Source organism: Isachenkonia alkalipeptolytica (genome assembly GCF_009910325.1).
Classification (GTDB): domain Bacteria; phylum Bacillota; class Clostridia; order Peptostreptococcales; family T1SED10-28; genus Isachenkonia; species Isachenkonia alkalipeptolytica.
Genome location: NZ_SUMG01000038.1, coordinates 1 through 9253, shown reverse-complemented (window position 1 = coordinate 9253; position 9253 = coordinate 1). Strand labels below are relative to the sequence as shown.

The following is a 9253-nucleotide window of genomic DNA, read 5'->3' as shown; positions in this document are numbered from 1 at the left end:
TAATATTACCTTTCTGATTATGTCCACCTCATTTCTTAGTCCTGAGGTTCTATTATAATAGATTTAATAGTATTTGGGACATAGTCACTTGTGATATATTAAGACATTATCATATATGGATCATATTAGGCCGGGATTCCATAGAAAACCCTTGACACACCCGGTGCGTTGTATTAAAATGGTTTAGTGTACAAATAGATGAAGAGATCCATTAGCCCCGGATCTTCATATACATGATCGTTTATATCAGATCAAGAGAATCAAGTTGTAATGTAAAGATCAATAAGGAGGGAAAATGATGAAAACTTATATGGCAAAGTCCAATGAGCTGGAAAGAAAATGGTTTGTTGTAGATGCTGAAGGGAAAACCTTAGGTAGATTAAGCTCTGAGATCGCAAAAATCTTAAGAGGTAAACATAAACCGGAATTCACCCCCCATGTGGATACAGGAGATTTCGTAATCGTAATCAATGCAGAAAAAATTGAAGTAACCGGAAAGAAACTGGACAAAGAATTTTACCGATACCATACAGGACATCCCGGTGGATTAAAAGAAATCAGCTACAGAAGAATGCGGGATGAAAAACCGGAACTGTTTATTCATAATGCAGTAAAGGGAATGCTTCCTAAGAACCGACTGGGAAGCCAAATTATCAAAAAACTAAAGGTATATGCTGGCCCTGAGCATGATCATGCTGCACAAAAGCCGGAAACTTTAGAACTATAAAATCGAAGGGAGGATTTTAACAATGGAAAAGCTTTCTATTCAAGGTACAGGAAGAAGAAAAAGTTCAATTGCCCGGGTACGACTGGTTCCCGGTAATGGAAACGTTACAATAAATAAAAAGGACTTATCCGAGTATTTAAGCTACGAAACGTTGCGAAATGAAGTGAAGCGACCCCTGGATATTACGGATACCTTAAGCAAATACGATGTGATCGCCACTGTAAGCGGTGGAGGATTTACCGGACAAGCGGGAGCATTAAGACATGGAATTGCACGAGCACTTGTGAAATCCGATGAGGAACTCAGAGGAACCTTAAAAAGAGCCGGATTCTTAACTCGAGATTCAAGAATGAAAGAAAGAAAGAAATACGGTCTTAAAAAAGCAAGAAGAGCTCCACAATTCTCCAAAAGATAATTGGAATAAACATTCAAACCCCTGGAACTTTCGAGTTTTGGGGGTTTTTCTCTGAAAGGAAGAGGGCCATGAAGGACCATAACAAAGGAATACTACTGATGATTTTAGCCTCCCTGTGTTTTGCCTTAATGGCATCCGCAGTGAAATATACCGGGGAAATTCCGACGATGCAAATAGTTTTTTTTCGTAATCTTATAGGGATGCTCATTTCTGGGTATATGATATATAGGACCGGTGGAAATTTTAAGGGGAAAAATCGTGGAGGGCTCATTTTTCGCTCCATCTTTGGACTCACCGGGGTTTTCCTATACTTTTATGCTTTGGGGGAGATCCCTTTATCCGATGCCGTGGTACTGAATCAAATGAGCCCCTTCTTTGTGGTGATCCTTTCGGCCTGGTTTTTGAAAGAGCCTATAAAAAAACTGCAGATTCCTGCGGTTTTTCTGGCCATGCTGGGAGTGATCTTTATTATCAGACCGGAATTCAATGCCACCATCCTGCCATCACTGATCGCATTGATGTCGGCCTTCTTTGCCGCCGCGGCCTACACCACCATACGCCATCTCCGGTTGACGGATAAGCCCCAGGTGATTATTTTTTATTTCACCGCCTTTTCCGTACTGGTTGCGATTCCCTTTATGGCCCTCGGACAGTTTCAATGGCCAACCCCTTTGCAGTTTCTAAGCTTATTGGGGGTCGGGGTATTTGCCACCGGCGCCCAGTTTTTAATGACCTACGCCTATCGCTATGCCCAGGCCGGAGATTTATCCATTTACTCCTACGGGAAAACTGTGTTTTCAACCCTGATAGGAGCAGTAATTTGGTTGGAGATCCCGGATCAGTACAGTTTGATCGGGATACTGTTTATTTTGACGGGAGCCTATGTAAACTACTATGCAAGTAAAAAAAAGGTGGAATAACCATGGAAAAATCAAAAGAAGTTTTCTTAATGACTGTAGGGGAAGATATGAAGGTGGAAATCATAGAAGCGGAATTGAAAAAAGCAGGGATTCCTTTACTGAAAAAACACCGTGAAGGCGGGGATTATCTAAGCATCTACATGGGGAGATCCATGTACGGAGTAGATCTTTATGTATCGGAGGAAAGCTACGGGATTGCCCGGGAAATTCTTCTTGATCTTGGGATTACCGATATCGAAGGGAACCCCGTAGGGGAGAGGAATCCTGAAAAAGACGGAAAAGGCCATCAACAAAATAAGGTACAGGTAAAAATGTTCAAAGTGGGGATTTTCCTCATTTTTCTATTATGGCTGCTGTTGTGGTGGCGAAGCGCTTAGGGACAGGCCTTAAGGAAAGGGGAATAACGTTATGGAATATACGGGGGAACGAGTGATACCGGAATTCATGAAAGCGGATAACGGTATGTTATTAGAGCATATGGAACGATACATTTTTGCGAAGGAATATGCCTACGGACGGGTTTTGGATATTGCCTGCGGGGTGGGTTACGGAGCGGATATCCTATTAGAGGAAATTTATGATAAAAAAATTGATTCTTATCTTGGCATTGACCTATGTGAAAAAAGCGTTGCCTATGCCCGGGAAATGTATGGTTTTCGAAAAACCCGATTTGAACAGGGAAATATCTTGTATCCCGGACTTGTGGAAGGCTACGGAAAATTCGATACCATTTTGTCCTTTGAGACCATTGAGCATATAGAAAAAGACCGGGAATGCGTAGAAAATCTTGCGGGGCTGTTGAAAGAAACGGGAACCTTGATCATTTCCACTCCCTTTGGAAAGGGTCGGGATGTTCCCTGCGCCTCCCCCTATCATATCCGTCAGTATCGCCGGGAAGAATTTGTGGCACTGCTGGAAGAAGGGGGATTTGAAGTGGAACTGTTTTGTCAAAGAGGTCAGCAAATTGAGAAGCCCAAGCCCGGGGAGAAGTACTTTTTAATGGTAGCCCTGTGCCGACTTAAAAAATCATAATCTAAAAATTTATAAAAAGAGTTTGAAGAAAGGGTAACCCCGGTTATCTATTGAACTTACAGGTGGAAATGCTGGGATCCTTTTCGATGGCATTAATCTTTTTAGCAAAATCCTGGAAAAAAGACAGGTCTTCCAGGGGGGCCTCTAAAAAGTTATTGAAAGCAAAAAGCAGGGTGTTGATATTATTTCTATTGAGGGTATAAATTGTGCGCTGCCCCTGTTTTTCCATGTCCACAATTTCTGCCTGTCTCAATATTTTTAAATGCTGGGAAATCCTGGGCTGGCTCATCTCTAGAATGCTTTCCAGTTCGCAGACATACATACTTTTAATGGAGAGTAATTTAACGATTTTAATGCGGGAAAGTTCTCCTAAAGCTTTGAACATAATATCATATTCCATTTTTCCATCCTCCTTGTAAAAGGCTTACTCCTATTATAGCAAAAAACCGTGCCATAACCTAGTCTTATAATGCAGTTGACAAAGAGGATTTGGGGCAGTACAATAAACAAATAGTAAATGCAAATGACATGCAATAAAATCAGAGAGGGTTTAGGGGAGATTATTATGCATCTAGCACAAATCGATCGTATATCAAACAGTACCTATAGTTACTTTCATAAGGCCCTGGTTGGGAGCAAGGTTCTCTTTACCGTCATCATGGTAACGGCTTTTATTACCAGTAACACCATTGCTAAAGGACTGGGGCTTTTAGGGGTTATTCTGCTCTCCTTTTGGATTGCAAAAGTCCCTGTTCGTCTGGTTCTTCAATTGGCCTTATACCCTGCTTTTTTTAGCTCCATCTTTGCATTAATGGAAATGGGGAATTCTATCCCCGGAGGGCTATTGATTATCGTCCGGGCAGTAGGCGCGGGGATGACCATGATCCTTCTGATCACCACCACCCCCTATACGGATTTGTTTTCCTTTCTCTCTCTGTGGATGCCCATGCTCCTGGTGGATGTTTTTATGTTTACCTATCGGGGGATATTTATTCTCATAGAAAAAACCACAAACCTAATAAAAAGCATGCGCCTACGAGGAGGGTATTACTCCTTTAATGTTTTTAAAAACGCCAAAAATATGGTGGGAGCCATCGGCGTGATTATTATAACCTCCTTTGATATGAGTGAGCGAATGTATCAAATTTATGCTTTAAGAGGTTATAAAGGGGGAATCAAATCCGACGTAAAACTATGGCCCCTGGGAAGGGAAGATCTTTTGATGATTTTGGTAGGAATACTGGCAGTGATAGGAGTGAATGTGTTATGAATAAAGTCGTTCATGTAAATTGTTTGAAGCATGTTTATCCGGACCAGACCGAGGTGGATCTTTGCGGGCTGGATTTTGTAGTGAATAAAGGGGAAAAGGTGGTCATACTGGCATCCAACGGTGCGGGGAAAACCACGCTGTTAAATCATATCCTCGGGTTTCTTACTCCTTTGGAAGGCACGGTGGAAGTCTTGGGGATGTCACCGAAAAAAGACTTTGAGAAATTACGGAAAAAGCTGGGGGTGGTTTTTCAAAATGTGGATGAACAGATCATCGGTCCCCGGGTATACGATGATATTGGCTTTACTCCGAAAAATAACGGCATAAAGAAGGATCAGGTAGACCATATGGTAAAGGAAATCTCAAGGGATTTCGGAATCGATCCTTTGCTAAATAAGATTCCTCATTACCTCAGTGGGGGGCAAAAAAAGAAGGTGGCCCTGGCGGGGGCCATGGTGATGAATCCTGAAATTCTGATTTTGGACGAACCCTTTGAGTCCCTGGATCCAAAGTCCAAAACGGAAATGGTCAAACACTTGAACCATATTAACAAGGAACATGACACCACCATGATCATAACCACCCATGACATTAATCTGGTACCGGAAATCGCAGATGTTATTTATGTGATCGATCGGGGACATGTGGTGGCAAAGGGAGATTATCAAGAGGTTTTTAACAATTATGAAGCCATCATCAAGGCGGATTTAGAAGTCCCTATATTAACGGAACTGTTTTTAAAATTGAAATCCCGGGGGTACGACATGAAGTCGCCCCAAAACGTTGGGGATGCAGAAAAACAATTGCTGATGATGTTTAAGGAATTAGAAGAAAAACAAGGGGATAAATGAAAAAAAGGCCTTCAAAACTTTGTTTTGAAGGCCTTTTACTGTTTGGTTTCTTATTTTTTGTTAAAGGTATTCCAGTGAATGACATCCGCTAAGGCCCGCTTATCGGCAGGGGGATTGTCATTGCTGTAACCTAAGGAGACCACGGAAATCAGCTCGAAACCCTCGGGAACTTCGAACTCTTTTTTTAGATTGCTCTGCATCTGATAGAGATCCGGTATAGGGGTACAGGGGACTCCTTCACACATGGGTATATCATCATTTTCGTAATAGGGACCTTGATAGCCGGCGATCCAACAAGACTTTAACCCGTGGAAACGGGCGGATACCAGAATGTTTTGAGTAGCCGCAGAGCCGTCCTCCAGGAAATACTCCGTATTTTTATGACAGAATACCAGAATGCCCGCAGCGGCACTTTTAATGAATTCTCCCTGGGGAATGATTTCGGATATATTCTTTAACTTATCCTTATCGGTTACCACAACAAACTCCCAGGGCTGGATATTTCTTGCGGTAGGTGCCATTCGGGCGCAGTCCACAATGTTTTTTAATACTTCCTTTTCTATCGGTTGATCCACATAATTTCGTACGCTTCGAATATCTTTAATGGTGTCCAAACATTCTTTTAAATTTTTTTCACTCATGTAATCCCCTCCTATTATTTATAATGAGCCTAAATCTTTATTTAATATGTCCGAAAGAAAATTCAGCCTTCCAGCAACTTCTCCAGCTCTCCTGTTTCCTCTAGAGCCATCAATTCATCACAGCCGCCGATAAAATCATCCCCGATGAAAATCTGGGGGACCGTGTCGCAGTTCGTTTCGCTGGACAGGGTCATCATGCGATCTTCATCTCCGGTAATATCAATGATTTCAACGTTGATGTTTTTTTCTTCTAATAACTGTATTGCCTTATGACAAAAAGGGCAATAGCTTTTGGAATAAACTTTTACAGGCTTCATTTGATCATCCTCTCTGATTAGCAAGGCAGAATGTGAAAAAAGCTTTGATAATTTAATATATACTTACCCAACAAGGGGTGCGGAAAATCACTAAATTTTAAAAGTACGGTGGAATTCCCTGGAGGATGAGACTGTTTATCAAAGAATAAAAATTATTGTTTAAAAATCCTTTCCCGTGGTATATAATAGGATGTGTAAGAAAATAAAACTAAAAATACAACAGGAGGTAACTAATTATGCCAGAAAGAATGATTGGAAAAAATGCACCGGACTTTACAATGAAAACCGTGGACGGAAGCGGGGAAAATTTTAGTGAGGTATCCCTAGAGGATTATAAAGGAAAATGGTTGGTACTGTTTTTTTATCCCCTGGATTTCACCTTTGTATGCCCAACGGAAATTAAAGGCTTTAACAAACATATAGAAGACTTTAAAAAGGAAGGGGCAGAGATTTTAGGTGCCAGCACCGACAGTGAACACTCTCACAAAGCTTGGATCAATCAAGCGGAAGAGCATGGTGGCTTGGGAGCCTTGAACTTTCCTCTGGCTTCGGATATGACCCAAAAAGTAGCCCGGGATTACGGGATATTGGTAGAGGAAGATGGAATTGCTTTAAGAGGATTATTCATCATAGATCCGGAAGGAATTCTACGCTACTCCGTAGTACATGACTTGAATGTAGGGCGCAGCGTGGAAGAAACCCTCCGGGTACTAAAAGCGCTGAAATCCGGTGGTCTATGCCCCATTGATTGGGACGAGGGAGATGAGCATCTGTAAAGACGAGAGAGATGAGCATCTGTAAAAGGATAAAAAGAAAGGGTTCTCCAAATAAAATGGAGACCCTTTTTTTCTTTCGGGGAAAAACCTGAGCCCCTAATTTTGAGAACTTGCAGGGTTGCTGTAGCTGTTTACCAAACGACGGCCCCATTCCCGGGCAGCATGGGATGCTTCGGGATTATCCGAGGTTTTAACACGGTCGACGTTACCGATGAACAGATTGCCCACATACTCCGTGTTAATGGAGCGAAAAAAGAGATCCATAACCGGGAGGGTCCCTTTGAAAAGCTCGGTATCATCGTTCATATCCACCCCAGCGGTTGAAATGAAAAGACCCAGTCGTTTCCGGTTTCGATCAATCATAGGGTCCTTCAGTACATATTTACTGGAGAAGATGGCCTGGCAACGATCAATAATTGCTTTTGCTTGGGCGCTGACGGAGTTAAAATAAAGGGGGGAAGAAAAAAGAATGACATCGGAATCGTTGAAGGCTTTGTATAAATAGGACATATCGTCCTGGAAGACACATCCTTTAATTCTGGTGCAGCGGTCGCAGGCGATACAGGGACTGACCTTCAGGCTTTGGACGGAAACAAAGTCCACTTCCACGGTTTCATCCTTTGGGATATGATCCTCTAACCCTTGGATAACTTTGTTTAAAAGAAATTCGTTATTCCGCCGGCGGATAGGGCTGCCGAGAATAGCTAATACTTTCATTATAACACTTCCTTTCGAGTTTTGATTGCCATAAAGTTGAATTATTTGGTGGTTTTGATTGATGGTGTTTGAATACATTAAGTATACAACAGATTCCCTCAATCAAAAAGCCCAATAATGATGAATAAAGTGTTTTATTTGGATGTACAGAGGAGTTATGACAAGTTATAATGAATACAGATAAAGGTTCGTTAATAATCGTCAAAGGCTCTAGGCTTAGGGTAAAAGAAAGAAGGGATGAAATGAAAAACAATAAAATCAAAGCGAACATATTAATCCTCTTAACCGTATTTTTCTGGGGGATCTCCGCTACCAATACGAAGATAGTCTTAGAGGAAGTACCTCCGGGAACCCTGGCTTTTATTCGGTTCAGCTTGGCCACGGTCTTACTCTGGAGCATCAACCGAAAAATAAATCCCGAAATGCGTCTGGAGAAAAAAGACCGAAAAAGGATGATGTTTTGCGGAGTCACGGGGATATCCCTGTATTTTATTTTAGAGACCTACGGAATCAGTTTGATCAGTGCAGCCAACGCAACCATTCTACTGGCTTCGATTCCAATTTTCACCATGCTGGGGGAGAGGGTTTTCTTGAAAAGACCCATTAAAAAAGCTGAAAGCCTGGGGGCGGTGATCACCCTGGCCGGGGTGGGCCTTGTCATCGGGAACTCCCTAAGGATCAGCGGAGGGTACCGTGAAATAATAGGTAGTATGCTTCTTATCGGAGCGGCCCTGAGCTGGGTGGTCTTTTCCTTGGCAAACAAGACCTTGGAGAACAAGTACTCCATATTGTTCAACTCGACCTATCAAAGTCTTTACGGCAGTTTGGTTTTGCTTCCCGTGGCATTAATGGAGTACAGGAGCTGGGGCCCCATTTCCATGGTTTCCTGGGGAAATATACTGTATTTGACCCTGTTTTGTTCCGCCCTTTGTACCTTTATGTACCTTTCCGCCTTAAAAGAGTTGGGAGCTACGGTTACGAATGTATATATTAATTTAATGCCCTTTGTAGGCGTGCTGGCGGCGGCCATCGTACTGAAAGAAACCCTTTATCCTTTGCAAATTCTTGGGGGGATCGTCATTGTCCTTGGAATATCCTTGGCAAATGTAAAATCCCTCTGGATAAACTCGTTGGCTAAAGGTAAAAAAGTGTTGACACAAAAAAGCTAAGGTGGTATATTAGTTGAGTCGCTAAAAACGGGAAAGTAAAACCCGGAAAAATCCGAAAAGACAAAAGTGAAAAAAAGCCTTGACGGAGAGCAGAGAAGATGATAAGATAAATCTTGTCGCTGAAAAGCTGGCGATTGGTTGTTAGACGGTTGAATCAAAAGGGCTGGACCCATTGAGATGAGACAAAAAGAGAAAGTCCGAAAGATTAAAAAAACCGTTGACATCCATTAATATATATGATATATTATAAAAGTCGCTAAAGGGAGATTTCGATTTTCCGGCGGGGACAAAACAGTTCTTCGACAATTTAAAACAGTATAGACAAGCCTCGAAAATTCCTTAGTTTTTTAAAACTAAGAATGCTGATAATATCAGCTTAAATTTCGAAGTCAGTAATGAAATACGGATAAATGTCTTG

At 41.9% G+C, this 9253-nt stretch carries 13 protein-coding genes; 9 read left to right on the top strand and 4 right to left on the bottom strand.

Features of this window, described 5'->3' with window-relative positions; translation table 11 throughout:
- Positions 1 to 295: 295 nt before the first annotated feature.
- The 5 genes from rplM (at position 296) to ISALK_RS14365 (ending at position 3094) form a co-directional block, all read left to right on the top strand.
- Positions 296 to 727, top strand: a complete 432-nt coding sequence (gene rplM, locus ISALK_RS14385) for a 50S ribosomal protein L13 (RefSeq protein WP_503466090.1) — start codon at positions 296 to 298, stop codon at positions 725 to 727.
- Positions 728 to 749: 22 nt separating this feature from the next.
- Positions 750 to 1142, top strand: a complete 393-nt coding sequence (rpsI, locus tag ISALK_RS14380; protein WP_160723519.1) for a 30S ribosomal protein S9 — start codon at positions 750 to 752, stop codon at positions 1140 to 1142.
- Between the two features lie 68 nt (positions 1143 to 1210).
- Positions 1211 to 2062, top strand: a complete 852-nt coding sequence (locus ISALK_RS14375; RefSeq protein WP_160723517.1) for a DMT family transporter — start codon at positions 1211 to 1213, stop codon at positions 2060 to 2062.
- Positions 2063 to 2064: 2 nt separating this feature from the next.
- Entirely contained in the window at positions 2065 to 2439 is a 375-nt protein-coding gene (locus ISALK_RS14370; RefSeq protein WP_160723515.1) for a putative signal transducing protein, read from the top strand.
- Positions 2440 to 2470: 31 nt separating this feature from the next.
- On the top strand, positions 2471 to 3094 hold the full coding sequence (locus tag ISALK_RS14365) for a class I SAM-dependent methyltransferase (RefSeq protein ID WP_160723513.1): 624 nt from the start codon (positions 2471 to 2473) through the stop codon (positions 3092 to 3094).
- A gap of 43 nt (positions 3095 to 3137) precedes the next feature.
- Here ISALK_RS14365 and ISALK_RS14360 read toward each other — a convergent pair whose 3' ends face one another.
- The gene (locus ISALK_RS14360; protein ID WP_160723511.1) at positions 3138 to 3494 is read right to left on the bottom strand and encodes an ArsR/SmtB family transcription factor; all 357 of its coding nucleotides are present in this window, start codon (positions 3492 to 3494) and stop codon (positions 3138 to 3140) included.
- A gap of 165 nt (positions 3495 to 3659) precedes the next feature.
- Between ISALK_RS14360 and ISALK_RS14355 the strand changes: the two genes are divergently transcribed.
- Positions 3660 to 4364, top strand: coding sequence for an energy-coupling factor transporter transmembrane component T family protein (locus ISALK_RS14355; protein WP_160723509.1), 705 nt, complete (start codon positions 3660 to 3662; stop codon positions 4362 to 4364).
- A complete protein-coding gene (locus ISALK_RS14350) occupies positions 4361 to 5215 on the top strand; it encodes an energy-coupling factor ABC transporter ATP-binding protein (protein ID WP_160723507.1) in 855 nt (284 codons plus the stop codon). The genes ISALK_RS14355 and ISALK_RS14350 overlap by 4 nt, the downstream gene beginning before the upstream one ends.
- A 50-nt stretch (positions 5216 to 5265) precedes the next feature.
- Here the strand turns inward: ISALK_RS14350 and ISALK_RS14345 are convergent, their stop codons facing one another.
- Together ISALK_RS14345 and grxC are read right to left on the bottom strand one after the other, a co-directional pair.
- Positions 5266 to 5856, bottom strand: a complete 591-nt coding sequence (locus ISALK_RS14345; RefSeq protein WP_160723505.1) for a nitroreductase family protein — start codon at positions 5854 to 5856, stop codon at positions 5266 to 5268.
- Between the two features lie 62 nt (positions 5857 to 5918).
- Complete coding sequence (grxC, locus tag ISALK_RS14340; protein WP_160723503.1) at positions 5919 to 6173, bottom strand: glutaredoxin 3; 255 nt, start codon at positions 6171 to 6173, stop codon at positions 5919 to 5921.
- A gap of 236 nt (positions 6174 to 6409) precedes the next feature.
- On the opposite strand from grxC, the gene ISALK_RS14335 reads away from it, so the two are divergent.
- A complete protein-coding gene (locus tag ISALK_RS14335; protein WP_160723501.1) occupies positions 6410 to 6949 on the top strand; it encodes a peroxiredoxin in 540 nt (179 codons plus the stop codon).
- A gap of 96 nt (positions 6950 to 7045) precedes the next feature.
- Here the strand turns inward: ISALK_RS14335 and ISALK_RS14330 are convergent, their stop codons facing one another.
- Positions 7046 to 7666 (bottom strand): flavodoxin family protein, encoded by a 621-nt coding sequence (locus tag ISALK_RS14330; protein WP_160723499.1) that lies wholly within the window; start codon positions 7664 to 7666, stop codon positions 7046 to 7048.
- A gap of 242 nt (positions 7667 to 7908) precedes the next feature.
- On the opposite strand from ISALK_RS14330, the gene ISALK_RS14325 reads away from it, so the two are divergent.
- Positions 7909 to 8835: a DMT family transporter gene (locus tag ISALK_RS14325; RefSeq protein WP_160723497.1), complete on the top strand. Its 927-nt coding sequence runs from the start codon at positions 7909 to 7911 to the stop codon at positions 8833 to 8835.
- Positions 8836 to 9253: the final 418 nt, after the last annotated feature.

Bases quoted from the DNA above. Each gene is read 5' to 3' on its own strand.
- ISALK_RS14375 (WP_160723517.1), top strand. From the start codon at position 1,211: ATGAAGGACCATAACAAAGGAATACTACTGATGATTTTAGCCTCCCTG.
- rpsI (WP_160723519.1), top strand. From the start codon at position 750: ATGGAAAAGCTTTCTATTCAAGGTACAGGAAGAAGAAAAAGTTCAATT.
- ISALK_RS14330 (WP_160723499.1), bottom strand. From the start codon at position 7,666: ATGAAAGTATTAGCTATTCTCGGCAGCCCTATCCGCCGGCGGAATAAC.
- grxC (WP_160723503.1), bottom strand. From the start codon at position 6,173: ATGAAGCCTGTAAAAGTTTATTCCAAAAGCTATTGCCCTTTTTGTCAT.
- ISALK_RS14350 (WP_160723507.1), top strand. From the start codon at position 4,361: ATGAATAAAGTCGTTCATGTAAATTGTTTGAAGCATGTTTATCCGGAC.
- ISALK_RS14355 (WP_160723509.1), top strand. From the start codon at position 3,660: ATGCATCTAGCACAAATCGATCGTATATCAAACAGTACCTATAGTTAC.
- ISALK_RS14325 (WP_160723497.1), top strand. From the start codon at position 7,909: ATGAAAAACAATAAAATCAAAGCGAACATATTAATCCTCTTAACCGTA.
- ISALK_RS14370 (WP_160723515.1), top strand. From the start codon at position 2,065: ATGGAAAAATCAAAAGAAGTTTTCTTAATGACTGTAGGGGAAGATATG.
- rplM (WP_503466090.1), top strand. From the start codon at position 296: ATGATGAAAACTTATATGGCAAAGTCCAATGAGCTGGAAAGAAAATGG.
- ISALK_RS14345 (WP_160723505.1), bottom strand. From the start codon at position 5,856: ATGAGTGAAAAAAATTTAAAAGAATGTTTGGACACCATTAAAGATATT.
- ISALK_RS14360 (WP_160723511.1), bottom strand. From the start codon at position 3,494: ATGGAATATGATATTATGTTCAAAGCTTTAGGAGAACTTTCCCGCATT.
- ISALK_RS14335 (WP_160723501.1), top strand. From the start codon at position 6,410: ATGCCAGAAAGAATGATTGGAAAAAATGCACCGGACTTTACAATGAAA.
- ISALK_RS14365 (WP_160723513.1), top strand. From the start codon at position 2,471: ATGGAATATACGGGGGAACGAGTGATACCGGAATTCATGAAAGCGGAT.